The sequence below is a fragment of the Vibrio sp. 10N.247.311.49 genome, assembly GCF_041467655.1.
GTDB classification, from domain to species: Bacteria; Pseudomonadota; Gammaproteobacteria; order Enterobacterales; family Vibrionaceae; genus Vibrio; species Vibrio crassostreae_C.
The window spans coordinates 1-19,385 of record NZ_JBFSVA010000033.1; the positions used below are offsets into that span (position 1 = coordinate 1).

Below are 19,385 nucleotides of genomic sequence, written 5' to 3' on the forward strand. Positions count from 1 at the left end.
CGGCCTGTCACGCCGGGGGTCGCGGGTTCGAGTCCCGTCCACTCCGCCACTTATTCGATAACCTCGCCTAGTGCGAGGTTTTTTCGAATCTGAAGTAATGAAAGTTTTAGGGGTGTAGCTCCAATTGGCAGAGCAGCGGATTCCAAATCCGCGTGTTGGGAGTTCGAATCTCTCCACCCCTGCCATATTTAAAGCTCCAGCAGAAATGCTGGAGCTTTTTTGTATCTGTCACTTTTTCAAAGTGACGTTGAGGACCGGAGTGTCAGCCAAGTCGACTATATTGATCCCCATCGAAGCAGAAATCCTAGAGTCTTTTTGATTTATATTTGTTCGATTTTTAATTGATAATTACCTACCTTGAATAGAATATTGTCTTAGAAATGTAAGTGCTTACTTATCTCAGTCTCTTTTATAAGCAATTAACAACACAATCCACACTTCTTTATGAGAATTATTCTCAATATTTTGTTACATTTTGGTCGTTATTACTAAAAGGCAACAAATATGGGTATCTCCCGTCGTAAGTTTATTCAATCATCTCTCGCTATATCTGCACTCACTGTACTGCCCGCTTGCTCAATGAAACGGTCGGTTGATGAACAAGGAAAGTATGTTTATGACTTAACGGCAGAACCTTCAACCGCTGAACTCGTGACGGGGTTTGAGACTGATATTCTAGGCTTTAATGGTCAGATTCCAGCACCAACGATTCGATGTCGACAAGGTGAAAAGGTAACGATCCGTTTTACCAACAAGCTATCAGAACCGACAACTATTCATTGGCATGGTTTAAGGATTCCTATCGAAATGGATGGGGTTCCCTTCTTGAGCCAACCACCGATCATGCCAGGTGAAACATTCATTTATGAATTTACGCCACCAGATGCTGGCACGTTTTGGTATCACCCACATATGAACAGCGTTAAGCAGCTTGGTATGGGCTTGGTTGGTCTAATTATCGTTGAGGAGAGCATTCCAGTGCCGTTTGATGAAGAGCACGCACTGATGCTTAAACATTGGCATATAGATAAGAAAGGCCAATGGAAAGATCTAATGATCCCACGACTCAGTGCTCGTATGGGTACGCCAGGAGAGTGGAGTAGCGTTAATGGAATACATGAGCCTGTCTATGAGTTAAAACAACATGCAACAACCAGGCTACGTATCGCTAATGTCGACAATACGATCACTTACCCTATAGCTGTCGAAGGGGCTGAGGCATGGGTGATTGCCATTGATGGTAACCCTGTAAAAACACCTTATAAGCTGACGCAACATAAAATTGGTCCAGGGATGCGAGTGGATATTGGACTGATAGCACCCAAAGCCGGTGGGCGAGTTAGCGTCCTTCAAATGAAAGGACGCTTTCCTTTCTCTTTGTGTGAGTTCGAGGTTGTAGATTCAACCCTTGTTGAGAATCGCTCTCTGCCTTCTTTACCCCTTAATCCTGTGCCCAATTTAGATTTGGCTAATGCAGAAGAAATCGACTTTTTATTTGAATGGGAAGGGGCGGTTTCTCCAGTATCTAAAGATGGAAAATCTATGCCTAAGTTTTGGCTAACTAATAAACGAGCATGGGAGGGGATGAGCAAAGATAATATCCCTGAACCGTTGGCGACTTTAGAGCTGGAAAAAACCTATATATTCGATCTTAAGAACGTCACTCAATATCATCACCTGATTCACATTCACGGCCATACATTCACTGTATTGGAACTTGATGGGAAGAAAGTTGAAGAACCTTTCCATACTGATACAGTGTTACTTGGAAAAAATGGCCGAGCTAAAGCTGCATTTGTAGCCGACAACCCTGGCCGCTGGATGTATCATTGTCATGTTATAGAACACATGAAAACGGGTTTGATGGGATATATTGAAGTTAAGTGACACCTGTAACGTTTAATATTTGCGCATGCATTCTTAGTTTCTACCCTCGCTTTTATCGGCGTTAAAGCTAGAATATAGGGATTATTGTTTGGGAGGATTCATGGGTCAGTTATCTATTCTAGGTTTTATCGCCATCGGTGGCGCGTTTGGTGCTTGTTCACGTTACTTGATTTCAGAGTTATGCGTTGTGATGTTAGGGCGTGGTTTTCCTTACGGTACGCTGACTGTTAACGTAATTGGCTCTTTGATTATGGGATTGCTCATCGCCGCGTTTGAAAATGAGATGGTTGCGACGGAGCCGTGGAGACAAATTATCGGTCTTGGTTTCCTTGGAGCCCTGACGACATTTTCTACGTTTTCGATGGATAACGTGCTTCTTATGCAGCAGGGTGCGTTCTTCAAGATGGGGCTCAATGTACTGCTCAATGTGGTTCTCAGTATTTCAGCCGCATGGTTCGGCTTCCAACTTCTGATAAAGTCTTAAAACTTTCTTACGATTTGTTAACAACTCGGCTTGGTTTATCCAAGCCGTTTTTATATACTCGATCGTACTTGTCGGAGTGCCATATGGCTGAGACCGTTAACTCGGGATCCGTTGAACCTGATCAGGCTAATACCTGCGAAGGGAACAAGAGTAGATATCTAACTAGAATCCTTCTAGAGATCTATCTCCAGATCACAACTGCATTTTCTTGCTGTGATCCCTCTTGTAGCATCTTATCCGTCAAGCATTTTTATCCCTATAAATAATGGCTAAAAGCCAAGGAAAAATGCTATGTCGAGTCGTAAACAAGCAAGACTGGAAGCGAAGAATTTCATTGATTCTTTATCTGTACAACCTTATCCAAACTCAAAAAAAGCTTACATCCAAGGGTCTCGAGCGGACATTCAAGTCCCTGTCCGAGAAATATCCCTCGCAGATAGCCTTGTTGGTGGCAGCAAAAAAGAGCCTGTATTCGAACCTAATGAGCCAATTCATGTCTACGACACCTCAGGTGTTTATACCGATCCTACGCATGAAATAGACCTTTATAGTGGCCTTCCTAAGTTGCGAGAGCAATGGATTGAAGAGCGTGGTGATACGGAATTGCTCGATGATGTAAGCTCTGTTTACACCAAAGAACGTTTAGAAGATGAAACCCTAGACGACCTTCGTTACGGAAACCTGCCTCGAATTCGTCGCGCTACTGGCGACCAATGTGTAACTCAACTGCATTATGCTCGTCAGGGAATTATCACTCCTGAGATGGAGTACATTGCGATACGTGAGAACATGGGGCGTCAGAAGTTCGCTGATGAACAGCTTAATCACCAACACCCAGGCCATAACTTTGGCGCAAACCTGCCAAAAGAAATTACCCCTGAGTTCGTGCGTAAAGAGGTCGCTGAAGGCCGAGCTATCATCCCTTCAAACATCAACCACCCAGAATCAGAACCTATGATTATTGGCCGAAACTTCTTAGTGAAAGTGAACGCAAATATCGGTAACTCTTCTGTAAGCTCTTCGATTGAAGAAGAAGTTGAGAAGCTAGTATGGTCGACTCGCTGGGGCGGCGATACCGTAATGGATCTTTCTACTGGCCGTAATATCCACGAGACTCGTGAATGGATCCTACGTAATAGCCCAGTGCCGATTGGTACGGTTCCTATGTATCAGGCGCTTGAGAAAGTGAATGGCGTAGCCGAAGACCTTAACTGGGAAGTGATGCGCGATACTTTGATTGAACAAGCGGAGCAGGGCGTTGATTACTTCACTATCCATGCTGGTTTGCTTCTTCGTTATGTTCCTATGACGGCTAAGCGTGTGACAGGTATTGTTTCTCGTGGTGGCTCTATTATCGCGAAATGGTGTCTTGCACATCACCAAGAAAGCTTCCTATACACACACTTCCGCGAGATCTGTGAGATCTGTGCGAAGTACGATGTGGCTTTGTCACTAGGTGACGGCCTACGTCCTGGCTCTATTGCAGATGCCAATGATGAGGCTCAGTTCTCGGAGTTACGTACTCTAGGTGAGTTAACTAAAGTGGCTTGGGAATACGATGTTCAGGTGATCATTGAAGGTCCTGGACATGTACCTATGCATCTTATTAAAGAGAACATGGATGAGCAGTTAGAGCACTGCCATGAAGCGCCTTTCTATACGTTAGGCCCGCTGACCACTGATATTGCACCGGGTTATGACCACATTACCTCTGGTATTGGCGCGGCGATGATTGGTTGGTACGGCTGTGCGATGCTTTGTTATGTAACACCTAAAGAGCATTTGGGCTTACCAAATAAAGAAGATGTGAAGACTGGTTTGATTACTTACAAGCTGGCAGCACATGCAGCAGACTTGGCAAAAGGGCATCCGGGCGCACAAATCCGAGATAATGCATTATCTAAAGCTCGTTTTGAATTCCGTTGGGAAGACCAATTTAATCTAGCTTTAGATCCAGAAACAGCCCGTTCTTTCCACGATGAAACCCTGCCACAAGAATCGGGCAAGGTTGCTCACTTCTGCTCTATGTGTGGACCTAAATTCTGTTCAATGAAGATCTCTCAAGAAGTTCGAGAGTACGCGAAAGACACTGAACAAGTGGCTGCTGATCAGGCTATCGAGATTAAGATGCTTGATAATCCGTTGGAAGGGATGCGTCAGAAATCACAAGAGTTCCGTGATACTGGCTCTGAACTTTATCACCCAGCAGTAGGCGCAAAAGAAGCTCAATTAGAGGAATAATGACAGTGAAGATTCTTATCCCATCTCAAAATATTGAGCTAACGGGAGAGCTGCAAAGCTGTCTATTGGTTGCTAAGCGACAAGGCTTGGCAACCGATGCAGTTGAGTTGGGTGTAAGCCCAACTCAATGCTTCTCTATCGTTGATGCTCAGCAAGCGTTATCTATTGGTTTTGCTCATGATGTTGATTCATTGGCGGAGTGTCGCTCAAGTGAGCTTGATCATATCGTTTATTACAGTCATTCAGTGGCGCTAGCTGGTGTCCGCGATGCCTTGGCACAAACTCCGAATACCATCTATATCGGTGTCTTAGATGACTCAGCTGCATTGGATATCTGGTCACAGCTAGATTCTAATCGTGCTATCAAGAGTGAAACTCCAGCTCATCAGGAGTTAGATAGTCGTGGTCACTTTGCTTGGTTACTTACTTTGTTGGCGTTGGAATTCCCATTAGAAGATGCACTGGTTTTAGCTCGCGCAGCATCTAGTGTTTCACGTGGAACATGGCCAGCAAACTATCAAAACTTTCCTATTCCCGTTCTCGAAGATGAGCGACTGGATATTAGTGTTGGTTGGGCGCACCAAGGAACATCACTGTCGTTCCCGGAATTGAGTAAGAGTAGCCTAGGACTATACCCAGTGGTTGATGATGTTGAGTGGATCGAAAGGCTGCTCAAGCTTGGAATTAACACAGTTCAACTGCGTATTAAGAACCCACAGCAAGCAGATTTAGAACAACAAATCGCGCGATCTATCGAACTCGGTAGAGAGCACAACGCTCAGGTTTTTATCAATGACTATTGGCAATTGGCACTTAAGCATGATGCTTTTGGTGTTCATTTGGGGCAAGAGGACATCGAAGAATCCAACCTATCTCAACTGAGCCAAGCTGGTATTAAGATCGGTCTATCGACTCATGGTTATTACGAGTTGCTACGCATTGTGCAAATCAACCCAAGCTATATTGCGCTGGGGCATATATTCCCAACCACCACTAAGCAGATGCCATCGAAGCCTCAAGGACTTGTGCGTTTATCTCTCTATCAGCAGCTGATTGATACTATCCCATACACAGAAGAACTCACCGGTTATCCGACAGTTGCGATTGGTGGAATTGACCAGTCGACGGCCGCACAGGTGTGGAGTTGTGGGGTATCGAGCCTTGCTGTTGTACGTGCGATTACGTTAGCCGAAGACCCAAAACAAGTGATTGAGTTCTTCGAAGCATTAATGGCTGACCGTTCTTCAGGTGCTGCTAAAGAGGTAACTCAGGAGCTAAGTCATGCTGAATGATTTCGAATTCATTCGTTATCAACGACAACTCGCACTTCCTGAAGTGGGTGAGCAAGGGCAACGCAATCTATTAGATAGCCATGTATTGGTCATCGGTTGTGGTGGCTTAGGCAATGCTGCGGCTCTCTATCTTGCGGCTTCCGGTATCGGGAAAATCGTATTAGTTGATGATGATTGTGTGGATTCGTCTAACCTTCAACGACAAGTTGCGTTCAAGGAAAGCCAGTTAGGTTCGCCTAAGGTCGAAGCTCTGAAGCAAAAACTGACTGAGCTTAATGGTCGAAACCAAGTGAGAACCATCAATAGGCGAATGACTCAGAGCCAGCTTGAGCTTGAGGTGATGCTCGCTGATTTGGTGTTGGATTGTACTGACAACTTTGAGTCACGTCAGCAGGTTAACCAAGCATGTTTTGGTAGCAAGACACCTTTGGTTTCTGGTTCTGCGATCGGATGGAAAGGTCAGTTTATTGTCTTTGATTATCAGATGCAGAAAGGGTGCTATCACTGTTTGTTCCCGTTCAGTCATCATCCACAAACGACACGTTGTAGCGATAGCGGCATCATCGGCCCAGTTGTTGGCACCATAGGCAACCTCCAAGCACTGGCAGCGATTCAACGTATTAGCACTGGCGAGTTCCAGGTTGCAACACATCAGCTCAAACTGTTTGATGGTCAGACGATGAACTGGCAAAACTTAAGTGTCACTCAAGATAGTGAATGCCCCGTTTGCTGCACATCTACAGTTAACTATTTAGAAGAAGAAACCCAATGAGCAACATAACGATCTCTATCAATGAGCAACCAGAACAGGTTGCACAATCGTCGTCTCTAGCGGATATCATCCAAGCGCTTTCACTACCCGATCTGGGTTGTGTCTTTGCTATCAATAATGCGGTTGTCCCGCGTAGTCAGTGGCAACAAAGGGTCGTCAATGAAGGCGATGCTATTTCTCTTTTCCAAGCTATTGCAGGAGGCTAACTATGTTAACTATCGCAGATAAAACATTTCAATCACGACTCTTTACTGGAACGGGCAAGTTCGCGAATAAACATTTAATGGCGAGTGCTATCGAAGCTTCCGGTTCTCAACTGGCAACCATGGCGTTGAAGAGAGTTGATATTCGCTCTGAGCAAGATGATATTTTACAGCCCATCATTGATGCTGGCGTGAACTTGTTACCAAATACCTCCGGGGCGAAGAACGCGAAGGATGCCATCTTTGCTGCGCATTTGGCTCGCGAAGCGCTAGGCACAAACTGGCTCAAACTGGAAATTCACCCTGATCCAAAGTACTTGATGCCAGACCCAATTGAGACATTAAAAGCGGCTGAGCAAATGGTTAAAGATGGCTTTGTTGTGTTGCCTTACTGTCATGCTGACCCAGTGTTGTGTAAACGATTGGAAGAGGTGGGTTGTGCTGCGGTTATGCCGCTAGGTGCGCCGATTGGGTCGAACAAAGGTATCGCTTCGGCAGACTTCTTAGAGATCATTATCGACCAAGCGAACGTCCCTGTGATTGTTGACGCTGGTATTGGTGCGCCATCTCATGCTACTCGTGCAATGGAAATGGGCGCGGATGCCGTGTTAGTTAATACTGCAATTGCGGCTTCTCAACAACCCGTTGATATGGCGATTGCTTTTAAACTGGCAGTTGAAGCTGGCCGTATGGCTTACCTTTCTGGTCTTGCTGGACAGGTGTCTCATGCGGTTGCTTCTAGTCCGCTAACTTCATTCCTAGACGAGTAGTGTCCTTATGACGTTTGTTGATCGATTTAAACAGCTCAACTGGGATGACATTGGTATGTCCATCTTCAGTAAAACGGCAGCGGATGTTGAGCGCGCTCTGAGTAAACCTAAACGCGACTTGGAAGACTTTAAGGCTCTTATCTCTCCGGCAGCAGAACCTTACTTAGAGCAGATGGCGCAACAATCGTTGGCACTCACACGCAAGCGATTCGGCAATACAATGTCGTTGTATATTCCATTGTACCTCTCAAACTTATGTGCGAATGCGTGCACGTATTGTGGTTTCTCAATGGAGAACCGCATTAAGCGTCGCACACTTACTTTAGATGAAATCGATGCTGAAAGTGCCGCTATCAAAAAGATGAAGTTTGATAGTGTATTGTTGGTGACTGGTGAACATGAAACCAAGGTCGGGATGAAGTACTTCCGTGAAGTGCTACCGAATATTAAGGCACAATTTAACTATCTTGCGATGGAAGTGCAGCCGCTTGATCAAGATGACTACGCAGAGCTTAAAACTCTCGGCTTAGATGCGGTGATGGTTTACCAAGAAACGTATAGCCCAAGTACCTACGCGGAACACCACTTGCGTGGCAATAAAATGGATTTTGAATACCGGCTCGAAACGCCCGATCGTTTGGCAAAAGCGGGTATTGATAAGATAGGTATTGGCGCTTTGATTGGCTTGGAAGATTGGCGTACCGACTGTTTCTTCGTGGCCGCTCACTTAGACTATCTTGAGCGTACTTATTGGCAAACACGTTACTCGATTTCATTCCCACGTCTTCGTCCGTGTGAGGGTGGTTTGCAGCCTAAATCGATTATGAGTGATAAACAGTTGGTTCAACTTATCTGTGCGTATCGTTTATTAAACCCTGAGGTTGAATTGTCTCTATCTACTCGTGAGTCGGCAACCTTCCGCGATAACGTGCTGCCATTAGGGATCACGAGTATGTCTGCGGCTTCTAAAACCCAGCCTGGTGGTTATGCTTCTGATGAAGAAGAACTCGAGCAATTTGAAATAAGTGATGAGCGAAGTGCTGCCGATGTTGAGTCAATGATTCGTCAACGTGGTTTTGATCCTGTGTGGAGAGACTGGCACAGTGCTTACTCTGGTTAGCGAACACGCAGATTTATGTTCCACGTGAAACATCGACGAAGTTAAATCGACAAATAAAAACGGCTACCCTAAGGTGGCCGTTTTTCATTTCATTAAGTTTGAATTAGCTAAGCATTAAGCATTAAGCATTAAGCATTAAGCATGAGCAAGTGGAGTGGTTGATTGGCGTAACCATTCCAATGTATCACCTTCAACTAATGGGCTAACATCGTTCCATACTTTCTGGTGGTAATCATTAAGCCATGCAAGTTCAGGTCGTGTCAGTAAATCGACGTTGATGTTGCGCTTATCGATAGGGCAACGTGTTAGCGACTCAAACGTTAGTACTGAGAAGTCACCTTGAGTTGGCAGCTCAACCACCAGTTCTAGGTTTTCGATACGGATACCAAATTCATCTGCACGGTAGTAACCCGGCTCGTTTGATAACACCATGCCTTCAACAAGAGGTACATCGATTAGCTTCTTAGAGATGCTTTGCGGTCCTTCATGAACACTGAGGAAGTGACCAACACCGTGGCCAGTACCATGGTCGTAATCGAAGCCTTCTGCCCATAAGTGCTGACGCGCTAGGATATCAAGTTGGAAACCACGAGTGCCTTGTGGGAAACGAGCTCGTGCGATGCCGATATGACCTTTCAGTGCGAGAGTGAATTGCTGAATCATTTCGTCACTTGGTTGGCCAATCGCGATAGTACGAGTAATGTCCGTTGTGCCATCTAAGTACTGACCGCCTGAATCGACTAGATACAGAGTATTCATCTCTAACTGACCTGGTTCAGGTTGGTTCTCATGGTTGTAGTGACACATAGCTGCGTTACCGCCTGCAGCTGAAATCGTGTCAAAACTTAGATCCATCAGTGTTGGGTCTTGTTCACGGAATGACTGTACTGTGTCTGCTAGTACCGCTTCGTTGTGCAGATTACCTTGCGCCACTTCTGCATCAATCCAAGATAGGAATTTTGCCATCGCCACGCCATCACGGATGTGACACGCTTTCATGCCGGCAATTTCTGTTTCGTTCTTCGCGGCTTTTGGCATTAGGCATGGGTCGGCTGCTTCAATGATATGAGCACCGGCGTTTTGGAGAACAAGCGTGTACCAAGCATTGCTTGTGCCTGAATCAACAGACACATTCTTACCTTCTAAAGATTGAAGGCGGGCTTCAAGCTCAGATGGGTGAGAAACACGAATACCATTACCAACTTGCGCTTCAAAGCCTGCAGGGATACGAGCGGGGTCTAAGAAGAAATCGACACTTTCATCGGCGTGAATGATTGCATTAGATAACACAACCGGCAGACGAGATACGTCTAAACCACGAATGTTGAGTAACCAGCAGATTGAATCCAGCTCAGTAAGGATAGCGGCATCAGTGCCTTTGGCTTTTAGTAGGCTTGCAATTTCTTCACGCTTACTTTCACTTGATTGGCCAACGGCGTCGGTTGCCATGAGGCGAACATCAGATACAACAGGCTCAGGGCGATCAGACCAAAGCTCATCAATCGGGTTTGCCGCTAGTGTTGTGAGTTCTACTTTATCAGCTAGTTTAGCTTGTGCGCCTTTCAACCAAGCCGCCGTATGCATGCGTGGGTCGAATGCAACTTTACTGCCTTGTGCGAGTGAATTGATGATCCAATCTAAAGCCGGTTCTTCAATAAGATGGCGATACTCAAATAGCTCACCAGGTACTTGTTTACGAACCTGGACGGTATAGCGACCATCAACAAAAATAGCCGCGTTTTCGCGAGTGATAACAGCCGCACCTGCAGAGCCAGTGAAACCGGTTAGCCAGTGAAGTCGCTCGTTGTGAGCTGGAACGTATTCACCTAGGTACTCGTCTTCATGTGGAATGATAACAGCATCTAAGTGGTTTGCTTCAAGCCAAGCTCGAACCGCAGTAACGCGTTCCGCAGTGATATTGTGCATCTGTGTTTATCCTTATTGTTAGGGTCCTTGTTAACACTCACAGTCGATATAAATGCGAGGGGACTTATTAGGTCAATAAGCTAGCGCTTTTGTTCGTTTGCTGCAAACGCTGAACGCCATTTTTATCTGAGGTGCAGAGTTTTTTCTTTGATGATATCTCGCAACCAAGTTAAGGCTGGGTCGTTTTCTCTATCACGGTGCCAAAACAGGGTGTATGCCATTGGTGGAAATTCCATTGGCAGAGGCACAACCACTAAGTCGAGTTGCTTCGCGACAAGATGGGTGAAGTGGCTTGGTGCGGTAAATACAAAGTCGGTGTAGGTACACAGGCTTGCCGCACTGTTGAAGTCGGGCACAGAGATAGCAATATCACGTTGGTGACCAAGGTCAGCTAGTTTGTAATCGAGTAGCCAGCGATCGTTTCCATCACACCTTACTTGTACATGACGTTGTGCAAGGTAGGTTTCCAGATCCCATTGACCACTCAGAGCAGGGTGGTTACGTCTCAATACACACATCTGTGCATCTCGGTAGATCTCTTGTTCGCAAATATCATCTGGCGGCAACATGGTTAAACGCGCGTCGTTGATGTCGATGTCTTTACCCGTGAGTCCGATATCGAGTTCACCAAGCTGTAATTTCTTAAAGGTTTGCTCCGTCCAAGCGTGAGTGTTGATATTTACCTTCGGTGCTTGGCGAAAAATCGCGGGCAAGAAGTGAGGAAGAATCAACGGGTAGACACTTTCAACCGCTGCAATGTGAAAACTGTGGTCACTGTTGTTGGGAATGAATGTCTCCGGTTGGGTGAGCACATCAAGTTGATTGATCAGTGTTTCCAACCGTGGCTTAAGGAACACTGCTTTTGGTGTCGGGCGTAGGCCGTGTGCACTTCGCGTAAAAAGAGGGTCATTAAATTGTTCGCGAAGTTTGGCCAATGATTTACTCACCGCTGACTGGCTCAGGCACAATCGATGTGCAGTGCGTGTAACACTCAGCTCTTCCATTAGCACCTGCAAGCAAACTAGTAGATTGAGGTCGAGGCGCGATAGTTTCTCGATATTCATGTGAGTTTCCTTATTGGAATAATGCTAATGATTATATGCCATTTTTGTTCATATCTTTAGTTGGTTATTATGCACCTAAATTAACTCATCCGGAGAATCTTGTGCCTTCTAACGCGCTTCCAACCCCTAGTAAACTGCAGGTTGCTTTATTGGCAATGCTGGTTCTTTTTAGCCCTTTGGCTATTGATATCTACCTGCCAGCTCTGCCACAAATTTCGACAGCGTTTCACGTGGAACATGCACTAGCACAAGATACGATTACTTGGTTTTTATTTGCCATGGGTGTCGGCCAACTATTTGCCGGCCCTTTGGCGGATAAGCTAGGACGTCGAACCGTTGCATTGGGAGGTGTTAGTATCTATGCATTGAGTGCTTGCTTGGCGTGGGCAGCTCAATCGATTGATATGATGCTAATAGCTCGGCTGCTACAAGGCTTAGGAGCTTGTGCGACTTCTGTAGCTGCCTTTGCAACGGTTCGCGATCTATTTGGTCCAGAGAAGAGTGGCCGAATGATCAGCTACCTTAATGGTGCTATTTGCTTTATTCCTGCATTGGCACCGATTCTTGGCGCTTGGTTAACTCATCAATTTGGCTGGCGTTCGAACTTCAGCTTTATGGCGGGTTTTGCCGTCGTTGTCGGTACTATCTTATTCTTCCAAATGAAAGAATCGAACCCGGTGACGGAAAAGGTAGCGGTGTTCAAACTAGAGCGCTACTGGTCAGTATTAAAAACACCTTCATTCCTATTCCACGCAACTCTATGTTTGATGGCGATGGCAGTGATCCTCGCTTATGTAACCTCAGCACCGGTTGTGTTGATGGAGAACCTTGGCTTAACCATGAAAGAGTTTACTTTCTGGTTTGGTGTTAATGCGGCCATCAACATTGCAGCTGCGTTTACTGCACCTAAATTTATGGACCGTTTTGGTACCTATAAAGCACTGGTGGTTGGTATCTCGACGCTGGGCTTAGCGGGTGTGATTATGTTGGTGCTTGCTGAGCACGCTACTCCAATCGCGTTCATGCTACCGATCTTCTTATCGTCAGTTGGCTTTGCTTGGATTCTTGGTGCTGCGGCAGGTAAAGCTCTAGAACCTTTCGGTGACCGTGCGGGTACAGCTGCTGCGCTGCTTGGCTTGTTCCAAATGAGCGGTTCAGGGCTTCTTGTGGGTACCATGCAACGTCTTGATTTAACGTCGCAAGTGATGATTGCTCTGCAAATGTTCCTGATTGTTCCTGCGTTATTAGTGCTTGCGAGCAAAGCGGGTAAGTCTTGGCACACGACGTTTGCTAAGGCATAAGTTACAAGGGTGACAAAATATACAAATGGCGGTTTTCGAAACGTTAAAACATGGTATATTTGTCACTCATTGAAACGTTAGTCCCCAACGGAAAATACTGTAATGTCATTAACAACCTACGAAATGGCGCGCGTCTTAGAACAAATGGAAGATGCACCTGAAAAGGTCATGTTTGGTAAACTGCTTAAAGAGCTAGGCAACCAAAGTGAAGAGCGTATTCGCAGTGCGGCAAAACAAGTTCCAATCGATACTTTGCGAGATATCATTTACCAATTTCAGCGTGTGGTAGAGTCTCGTAAGGGTGAGCAGGTTCAGCTATTGGCAAAAGAACTTGCAGAGCAAGGCATCTCTGCTGAAGAGCTACAAGCTTTTCTAAATAAGTAAGCTTATCCCAGTTAAAAAAGAAACCACTCAATTGAGTGGTTTCTTGCGTTTGGGCTGTAGCATTTAGCTTTAGCAGTTCAAAAGAGGTGAAAACTTATTTTAATTCCTGAACTGCGCTTTCAAAACTCTATCAAGTGAGAATGGTCCTGCGCCCCACACGACAACGATAAGAATCATTAACCCCCAAAGCTGATGATCGTAGAAGCCTTGATCCCACAATACAGGGTAAGACACGACAGCAATGATATTGAAAACGAACAACACCGCAGCCATAGGTCGTGTTAATAAACCGAGCGCTAAAAACATCGGTAGAATTAACTCAGCGGCAGTGCCCATGTAAGCAGCCAATTCCCAAGGTAGCAGTGGCACTTGGTATTCCAATTCAAACAAGTAAAGCGTGCTATCCCAAGTAGCTATCTTGGTGAGTCCAGAATTAAAGAATACCCACGCCACCCAAAGGCGACAAAATAGTAGAAGCACTGGAACAAAAAGTGCCTGTGATTTCTCAATCAAACTGTCGTATTGAGCCATCATGTTCGTGACTGTGTTGTTATCCATGTTATGCCTCCAATTCGGCATTGATTGAAAAACCTGAGATGACGTTTAGCGCCATAACAGTATTCAGATGTTGTAGTAATAAAGGATCGATTGCTGAGAGTGTTCGACCTGATTGCAATTCAGTGAGGAGTTGGTGGCTCTCTTCACTCAAACTATGGCTCTCAACCTGTGAATTCTCAGCTCGGATTAACACCCCAAATTCAGCTTGGTTGATGTCTAGCCCATCAAGTTGCTGCTGATAGATGGCGTGTTCAAGCGCGATAATCGTGTAACTAGAATGAATCAGTGTTATTGAATCTTTGAGATGAAAGACTAAAGCGCCTTGTTGCTCTTGTGGTACATCTGCAAGGCAAGAAAGATGTCTCTGGTCGACATGTGCTTGTGACGAAAACCTTACCAAGCTATCTTTCTGCCATTCATACAAAGCCACTTCACCGAGATAAGGTGCAGCCTCAATAACGGCAGGAAAGGCTTGGATAGTCTGTTCAAAGTGTTCACCGTAACCACTGACATCACCAGAGGTCGATGGATAATGTAAGACATGTTGACGAGCCATCTGTTGGAAGCACTCTTCACCAACCAACATTTCAGTGAGTGGGTAGGTTGCTGCCAGAACTTCGCTCAAGCTGATCACAAAGTTATTACGGTAAATCTGGATGCGTTGTTCATCGGTAAAATGGTCGCTCACTATGTCGCAGTACTCACTATTGTTTTGATAGCGTAGGGCGTTAGCAAACTCCAATTGAACCTCTGCTAGGGAGTGGCTCATGAGGCGCGACTCCTTTGGTTGAACTTGTCGTGTTGATACAAGATATCACTGGCTTTGGTTGCTTCAGCCAATAAAACTTGTGGCTCTGGGATATCGAGATCCCACTCAATCAAGGTATGGCGCAAACCATGTTGTGCAACCCAGTCAGTGTAGAGTTTCCACACTTCGTCACAGACAGGTTTACTGTGTGTGTCTATCCAGATCTCACCTTGTTCAAGCTTCTTTTTGGTAAAACCTGCCAAGTGAATCTCTTCAACTTTGTCTGCTGGTATTCCGTTTAAGTACTCTTCACAACTAAAGCCATGATTAAAAGATGAGACGAAAATATTATTGAAATCGAGCAGTAGGCGACACTCAGTACGCTTTTGTACCTCAGCCAAAAACTCCCACTCAGGAATAGTAGAATGCTTGAAGGATAGGTAGCTCGATGGGTTCTCAATCAACATCGGGCGTTGCAAGCTGTCTTGAACCTCGATGACATTACGACAGAAGACTTCCAATGCTTCTTCTGTGTAAGGCAGCGGTAGCAAGTCATTGAAGTAATGACCACCTGTCTGACTCCAACTGAGATGATCAGAAACCAAGAAGGGTTCGATATCATCAATGAGCTCTTTTAATTGCACAAGATGATGTTGATTGATGCGCTCAACAGAACCTAGCGACAACCCAACACCGTGACAACTGATGTTGTGTGCGTGACGAATTTCTCTGAGTTGTTGTCGTTGCGGTGATTGAGCTAAGAAGTAGTTCTCGCTGTGAACTTCTAACCAACTTACTAAGGCTGGATTTTGGCTAAAGAAGTCCAAGTGCGGTGTTCTAAGGCCAACCCCTGCGTAGGGGTGAAGAGTTTGAGTCACAACGATTCTCCTAACAAGAAGTGGAGGTGAGCTGAATGTCAGCTCACCATACTAAGCAGCTCAATTATGATGATTGAGTGTTACCACCTGATAATTTGCCACATAGCCCTTTAGGTACGACTACGAACGCATCGGATTGGTTGTCTTCTTTTGCTGTACCCGCACATGAGCTTGTTTTGGTTGCACAATCATTTTGGCCAGCTTTTGCCACGCCGTAGCATTTTTCTTTTGCTGCTGCTTCCGCAGGTGCTGATGTAAGAACTGCACCGCCGAACGCTAGTACACTTGTGATTGCAGCTGTAACAGCAAGATTAGAATTTTTCATAGTCATTCCCTCTAGGACTTAATAGTATTTTATATCGCAGGTTAATGGATTGTTAACTTGCTTACTAAAAAGGATAGGAACAACCGGGAAATAATTTCACGGTATTATAAAAATTATCAATATTAATGATGTTTCATCTCTTAAGTTATTGAATTAATGATGTTAATTTTTGATTGTTTTTTCTTCTTATTATCCTAAACGCAGCCTAGTGTTTAGGTTATAATCAACTTTTATGTATAAATACCCAGTAGTGAGCATATCCAATGATAGATCCTTCGCTTTTACTCGATGGCCTAAACGATAAACAACGTGAGGCGGTCGCGGCACCTTTAGAAAACCTACTTATTCTGGCAGGTGCAGGCAGTGGTAAAACGCGAGTGTTGGTGCATCGTATCGCTTGGCTGCAAAGCGTAGAGCAAGCATCGCCGTTCTCTATTATGTCGGTTACCTTCACCAACAAAGCGGCAGCAGAGATGCGTGGTCGTATTGAAGAGTTGATGATGGGTAGTTCGTCAGGCATGTGGAACGGCACCTTCCACGGTATTTGTCACCGCATCCTTCGTGCTCACTACCTAGATGCAAAACTGCCAGAAGATTTCCAGATCATTGATTCTGATGATCAGATTCGTTTGCTACGCCGCTTAATCAAGGCGCAAAACCTTGATGAAAAGCAGTGGCCTGCTAAGCAAGCTTCTTGGTGGATCAATGGCAAGAAAGACGAGGGGTTACGCCCAAGTCACATTGACGCCTACCATGATCCAATAACTCAAACGTGGTTAAAGATCTATTCTGCTTACCAAGAAGCATGTGACCGTGCTGGTTTGGTCGACTTTGCGGAAATCTTGCTGAGATCGCATGAACTATTACGCGATAAGAAACACATTCGAGAGCATTACCAAGCACGCTTTAAGCATATCCTTGTCGATGAATTCCAAGATACCAACAACATCCAATACGCTTGGCTTCGGATGATGGCTGGCCCAGATTGTCGCGTGATGATCGTAGGTGATGATGACCAATCTATCTATGGTTGGCGTGGTGCGAAGATCGAAAATATTCAGAAGTTCTTGGATGAATTCCCAGGAGCTTCGACGGTTCGACTTGAACAAAACTACCGTTCAACTAAAACCATTCTGCAGGCGTCGAACGAGCTTATCTCGAACAACACCGAACGTATGGGTAAAGAGCTGTGGACCGATGGCAACGATGGCGAGCCAATCTCAGTTTACTCAGCTTATAACGAGTTAGATGAAGCGCGTTTCACGGTCAGCAAAATCAAAGAGTGGCAAGAGAAAGGCGGTGCGTTAGAAGATACCGCGATGCTTTATCGTAATAACGCCCAATCTCGTGTGCTTGAAGAAGCGCTTATCCAAGGTGGCCTGCCTTACCGAATCTACGGTGGCATGCGATTCTTCGAGCGTCAAGAAATCAGAGACGCCTTGAGCTACATGCGCCTCATGAGCAACCGCAATAATGATGCCGCGTTTGAACGTGTGGTTAATACGCCAACGCGTGGCTTGGGTGATAAAACGTTAGAAACGATTCGTCTTGCTGCTCGTGATCGTGGTGCAACCATGTGGGAAGCCAGTGTTGCTTTGATAGAAGAGCAAGTGCTACCCGGTCGTGCTGCGGGCGCATTAAGTCGTTTTATCGAGCTGATTAATGCGCTTGAAGATGACACGTTGGAACTTAGCCTGCATGAACAAACCGACCACGTGATTAAATCGTCGGGTCTGTTTGCTATGTACGAGCAAGAGAAGGGTGAGAAGTCGAAGGCACGTATCGAGAACTTGGAAGAATTGGTAACGGCAACGCGCCAGTTTGAAAAGCCGGAAGAAGCGGATGAGATGAGCATGCTGACGGCGTTCTTAACTCACGCAGCTTTGGAAGCGGGTGAAGGTCAGGCCGATGAGTTTGACGATGCGGTTCAGTTAATGACTTTGCACAGTGCTAAAGGCCTAGAGTTTCCAATGGTGTTCATGGTGGGTGTCGAAGAAGGCATGTTCCCAAGCCAGATGTCGGCCGAAGAAGCGGGGCGTTTAGAAGAAGAGCGTCGCCTGTGTTACGTAGGCATGACCCGTGCGATGGAGAAGCTTTACATCACTTATGCTGAGATGCGTCGTCTGTACGGTCAGGACAAATATCATAAGCCATCACGTTTTATTCGTGAGCTGCCAGAAACCTGTCTGGATGAAGTGCGTATGAAAGCGCAAGTCAGCCGCCCTGCAAGCAGTGGTCGCTTTAGCCAAACCGCTGTGAAAGAGAACTTCAATGAAACAGGCTTTAGCTTGGGCTCTCGCGTGAAGCACCCTAAGTTTGGTGAAGGCACCATCATCAACTTCGAAGGAAGTGGCCCACAAAGCCGAGTTCAAGTGGCGTTTAATGGTGAAGGGATTAAGTGGTTAGTAACGGCTTACGCGCGTTTAGAGCAGCTTTAATCTATTACTTTAATATCTAAAAAGCAGTTTGGTCTTTAAAAACCGTTCAGCATTCAAAAGTAATCCGCATTAAAAACAGAAAGAGCAGCCAATGGCTGCTCTTTTTTATTGCTCGAAACCAGTCTAAATAGGCAGGTTCCGAGCTTAAGGCATTCCTGCCTAGAAAGGAGACTTACAGTGCTGCAAGTGCCGCTTCGTAGTTTGGTTCTTCAGTGATCTCTGCAACCAACTCACTGTGTGTTACCACACCCTTTTCATCAACAACGACAACTGCACGTGTTGTTAGGCTTGCTAGTGGACCTTCAGCAATCGCTACGCCGTAGTCTGATGCGAATGTAGGAGAACGGAAAGTTGAAGCGTGTTGAACGCCTTCAATGCCTTCTAGTTCGCAGAAGCGACCTGCAGCAAATGGTAGGTCAGCAGAAATACAAACCACAACCGTGTTCTCAAGTTCTGCTGCTTTTGCGTTGAACGTACGTACGCTCGTTGCACAAGTTGCTGTGTCGATACTTGGGAAGATGTTTAGAACCACTTTCTTGCCTTCAAGATAAGCAAGAGTCAGTTCAGAAAGGTCGCCTGCAGTCAGTGCAAAGCTTGGTGCTTGTTCGCCAGTTTGTGGGAATGTGCCTGTTAGTGGTACAGCAGCGCCTTTGAAGGTAACGTGTGACATGAATTTGTCCTTAGTTTAATTATGGTTATGAAACTAGTTGAGCCTAGTAAGACTTACGTTACTCGGAAGTGGTTAAGAAGTGAATGCTTTAAATGTCAGAATTGTAATTAAAGGTCTTTGATTTATTTGTTTGAGAGAGGAATAAGTGAAACGACAGATAAAGAAAAACCCCGAGAGCTTGCGCTCATCGGGGTCTATAGTCTTACTCGCAGCAATCCGGCTACTAAGTGTGCTCCATGCATCAAATCCATGATAGTGTGCTGTTATCCTTCAGCGTATTCCTTTCGTCGCCTTCCTAGCGGTGTCCTTGATCTTATCCTGATC

At 45.6% G+C, this 19,385-nt stretch carries 18 protein-coding genes, 1 tRNA gene and 1 riboswitch; of the genes, 12 read left to right on the forward strand and 7 right to left on the reverse strand.

Annotated features, from left to right (window positions below; all coding sequences use genetic code 11):
- Nucleotides 1-108: 108 nt before the first annotated feature.
- The 9 genes from AB6E54_RS20870 to thiH all read left to right on the forward strand — a co-directional run bounded on the left by AB6E54_RS20870 (nucleotide 109) and on the right by thiH (nucleotide 8,769).
- Nucleotides 109-185: transfer RNA gene (locus AB6E54_RS20870), tRNA-Trp, on the forward strand.
- 319 nt (nucleotides 186-504) lie between these two features.
- The gene (locus tag AB6E54_RS20875) at nucleotides 505-1,887 is read left to right on the forward strand and encodes a multicopper oxidase family protein (RefSeq protein WP_102333085.1); all 1,383 of its coding nucleotides are present in this window, start codon (nucleotides 505-507) and stop codon (nucleotides 1,885-1,887) included.
- Nucleotides 1,888-1,987: 100 nt separating this feature from the next.
- The gene (crcB, locus tag AB6E54_RS20880) at nucleotides 1,988-2,371 is read left to right on the forward strand and encodes a fluoride efflux transporter CrcB (RefSeq protein WP_017062997.1); all 384 of its coding nucleotides are present in this window, start codon (nucleotides 1,988-1,990) and stop codon (nucleotides 2,369-2,371) included.
- Between the two features lie 62 nt (nucleotides 2,372-2,433).
- A riboswitch (TPP riboswitch) is annotated at nucleotides 2,434-2,532 on the forward strand.
- Between the two features lie 130 nt (nucleotides 2,533-2,662).
- Complete coding sequence (gene thiC, locus AB6E54_RS20885; RefSeq protein WP_102333086.1) at nucleotides 2,663-4,612, forward strand: phosphomethylpyrimidine synthase ThiC; 1,950 nt, start codon at nucleotides 2,663-2,665, stop codon at nucleotides 4,610-4,612.
- Nucleotides 4,612-5,904: a thiamine phosphate synthase gene (locus AB6E54_RS20890; protein WP_102333087.1), complete on the forward strand. Its 1,293-nt coding sequence runs from the start codon at nucleotides 4,612-4,614 to the stop codon at nucleotides 5,902-5,904. The genes thiC and AB6E54_RS20890 overlap by 1 nt, the downstream gene beginning before the upstream one ends.
- A complete protein-coding gene (locus tag AB6E54_RS20895; protein ID WP_017062994.1) occupies nucleotides 5,894-6,676 on the forward strand; it encodes a HesA/MoeB/ThiF family protein in 783 nt (260 codons plus the stop codon). Before AB6E54_RS20890 ends, AB6E54_RS20895 begins: the two co-directional genes overlap by 11 nt.
- The gene (gene thiS / locus AB6E54_RS20900; protein WP_017061316.1) at nucleotides 6,673-6,882 is read left to right on the forward strand and encodes a sulfur carrier protein ThiS; all 210 of its coding nucleotides are present in this window, start codon (nucleotides 6,673-6,675) and stop codon (nucleotides 6,880-6,882) included. The genes AB6E54_RS20895 and thiS overlap by 4 nt, the downstream gene beginning before the upstream one ends.
- A gap of 2 nt (nucleotides 6,883-6,884) precedes the next feature.
- Nucleotides 6,885-7,649 (forward strand): thiazole synthase, encoded by a 765-nt coding sequence (locus AB6E54_RS20905; protein WP_065584384.1) that lies wholly within the window; start codon nucleotides 6,885-6,887, stop codon nucleotides 7,647-7,649.
- A gap of 7 nt (nucleotides 7,650-7,656) precedes the next feature.
- Nucleotides 7,657-8,769 carry a 2-iminoacetate synthase ThiH gene (gene thiH / locus AB6E54_RS20910; protein WP_102333088.1) on the forward strand — a complete coding sequence of 371 codons (1,113 nt, stop codon included), beginning with the start codon at nucleotides 7,657-7,659 and terminating at the stop codon, nucleotides 8,767-8,769.
- A gap of 135 nt (nucleotides 8,770-8,904) precedes the next feature.
- On the opposite strand, the gene AB6E54_RS20915 is transcribed toward thiH, so the two are convergent.
- Together AB6E54_RS20915 and AB6E54_RS20920 are read right to left on the reverse strand one after the other, a co-directional pair.
- On the reverse strand, nucleotides 8,905-10,695 hold the full coding sequence (locus AB6E54_RS20915) for an aminopeptidase P family protein (protein ID WP_102333089.1): 1,791 nt from the start codon (nucleotides 10,693-10,695) through the stop codon (nucleotides 8,905-8,907).
- A 122-nt stretch (nucleotides 10,696-10,817) separates the two neighbouring features.
- A complete protein-coding gene (locus AB6E54_RS20920; RefSeq protein WP_008221529.1) occupies nucleotides 10,818-11,759 on the reverse strand; it encodes a LysR substrate-binding domain-containing protein in 942 nt (313 codons plus the stop codon).
- Nucleotides 11,760-11,860: 101 nt separating this feature from the next.
- On the opposite strand from AB6E54_RS20920, the gene AB6E54_RS20925 reads away from it, so the two are divergent.
- Both AB6E54_RS20925 and AB6E54_RS20930 read left to right on the forward strand, forming a co-directional pair.
- Complete coding sequence (locus tag AB6E54_RS20925) at nucleotides 11,861-13,060, forward strand: multidrug effflux MFS transporter (protein ID WP_198599892.1); 1,200 nt, start codon at nucleotides 11,861-11,863, stop codon at nucleotides 13,058-13,060.
- Nucleotides 13,061-13,162: 102 nt separating this feature from the next.
- Nucleotides 13,163-13,444: a hypothetical protein gene (locus tag AB6E54_RS20930; RefSeq protein WP_009848181.1), complete on the forward strand. Its 282-nt coding sequence runs from the start codon at nucleotides 13,163-13,165 to the stop codon at nucleotides 13,442-13,444.
- 99 nt (nucleotides 13,445-13,543) lie between these two features.
- On the opposite strand, the gene AB6E54_RS20935 is transcribed toward AB6E54_RS20930, so the two are convergent.
- From AB6E54_RS20935 to AB6E54_RS20950, 4 genes are all read right to left on the reverse strand, one after another.
- Nucleotides 13,544-14,002 (reverse strand): DoxX family protein, encoded by a 459-nt coding sequence (locus AB6E54_RS20935; RefSeq protein ID WP_017061322.1) that lies wholly within the window; start codon nucleotides 14,000-14,002, stop codon nucleotides 13,544-13,546.
- A gap of 1 nt (nucleotide 14,003) precedes the next feature.
- Nucleotides 14,004-14,771, reverse strand: coding sequence for a DNA-binding domain-containing protein (locus AB6E54_RS20940; protein WP_372106623.1), 768 nt, complete (start codon nucleotides 14,769-14,771; stop codon nucleotides 14,004-14,006).
- Nucleotides 14,768-15,628 carry a DUF692 domain-containing protein gene (locus tag AB6E54_RS20945; protein WP_017061324.1) on the reverse strand — a complete coding sequence of 287 codons (861 nt, stop codon included), beginning with the start codon at nucleotides 15,626-15,628 and terminating at the stop codon, nucleotides 14,768-14,770. Before AB6E54_RS20945 ends, AB6E54_RS20940 begins: the two co-directional genes overlap by 4 nt.
- Nucleotides 15,629-15,692: 64 nt before the next feature.
- Nucleotides 15,693-15,953 (reverse strand): DUF2282 domain-containing protein, encoded by a 261-nt coding sequence (locus AB6E54_RS20950; RefSeq protein ID WP_004736650.1) that lies wholly within the window; start codon nucleotides 15,951-15,953, stop codon nucleotides 15,693-15,695.
- 263 nt (nucleotides 15,954-16,216) lie between these two features.
- Here AB6E54_RS20950 and uvrD point away from each other — a divergent pair, with 263 nt between their 5' ends.
- Nucleotides 16,217-18,391 (forward strand): DNA helicase II, encoded by a 2,175-nt coding sequence (uvrD, locus tag AB6E54_RS20955; protein ID WP_017062987.1) that lies wholly within the window; start codon nucleotides 16,217-16,219, stop codon nucleotides 18,389-18,391.
- A gap of 172 nt (nucleotides 18,392-18,563) precedes the next feature.
- Here the strand turns inward: uvrD and tpx are convergent, their stop codons facing one another.
- Complete coding sequence (gene tpx / locus AB6E54_RS20960) at nucleotides 18,564-19,061, reverse strand: thiol peroxidase (protein ID WP_372106621.1); 498 nt, start codon at nucleotides 19,059-19,061, stop codon at nucleotides 18,564-18,566.
- Between the last annotated feature and the right edge of the window lie 324 nt (nucleotides 19,062-19,385).

Bases quoted from the DNA above. Each gene is read 5' to 3' on its own strand.
- AB6E54_RS20890 (WP_102333087.1), top strand. From the start codon at position 4,612: ATGACAGTGAAGATTCTTATCCCATCTCAAAATATTGAGCTAACGGGA.
- AB6E54_RS20935 (WP_017061322.1), bottom strand. From the start codon at position 14,002: ATGGATAACAACACAGTCACGAACATGATGGCTCAATACGACAGTTTG.
- crcB (WP_017062997.1), top strand. From the start codon at position 1,988: ATGGGTCAGTTATCTATTCTAGGTTTTATCGCCATCGGTGGCGCGTTT.
- AB6E54_RS20895 (WP_017062994.1), top strand. From the start codon at position 5,894: ATGCTGAATGATTTCGAATTCATTCGTTATCAACGACAACTCGCACTT.
- thiS (WP_017061316.1), top strand. From the start codon at position 6,673: ATGAGCAACATAACGATCTCTATCAATGAGCAACCAGAACAGGTTGCA.
- thiH (WP_102333088.1), top strand. From the start codon at position 7,657: ATGACGTTTGTTGATCGATTTAAACAGCTCAACTGGGATGACATTGGT.
- tpx (WP_372106621.1), bottom strand. From the start codon at position 19,061: ATGTCACACGTTACCTTCAAAGGCGCTGCTGTACCACTAACAGGCACA.
- AB6E54_RS20930 (WP_009848181.1), top strand. From the start codon at position 13,163: ATGTCATTAACAACCTACGAAATGGCGCGCGTCTTAGAACAAATGGAA.
- thiC (WP_102333086.1), top strand. From the start codon at position 2,663: ATGTCGAGTCGTAAACAAGCAAGACTGGAAGCGAAGAATTTCATTGAT.
- AB6E54_RS20875 (WP_102333085.1), top strand. From the start codon at position 505: ATGGGTATCTCCCGTCGTAAGTTTATTCAATCATCTCTCGCTATATCT.
- AB6E54_RS20905 (WP_065584384.1), top strand. From the start codon at position 6,885: ATGTTAACTATCGCAGATAAAACATTTCAATCACGACTCTTTACTGGA.
- uvrD (WP_017062987.1), top strand. From the start codon at position 16,217: ATGATAGATCCTTCGCTTTTACTCGATGGCCTAAACGATAAACAACGT.
- AB6E54_RS20915 (WP_102333089.1), bottom strand. From the start codon at position 10,695: ATGCACAATATCACTGCGGAACGCGTTACTGCGGTTCGAGCTTGGCTT.
- AB6E54_RS20940 (WP_372106623.1), bottom strand. From the start codon at position 14,771: ATGAGCCACTCCCTAGCAGAGGTTCAATTGGAGTTTGCTAACGCCCTA.
- AB6E54_RS20950 (WP_004736650.1), bottom strand. From the start codon at position 15,953: ATGAAAAATTCTAATCTTGCTGTTACAGCTGCAATCACAAGTGTACTA.
- AB6E54_RS20920 (WP_008221529.1), bottom strand. From the start codon at position 11,759: ATGAATATCGAGAAACTATCGCGCCTCGACCTCAATCTACTAGTTTGC.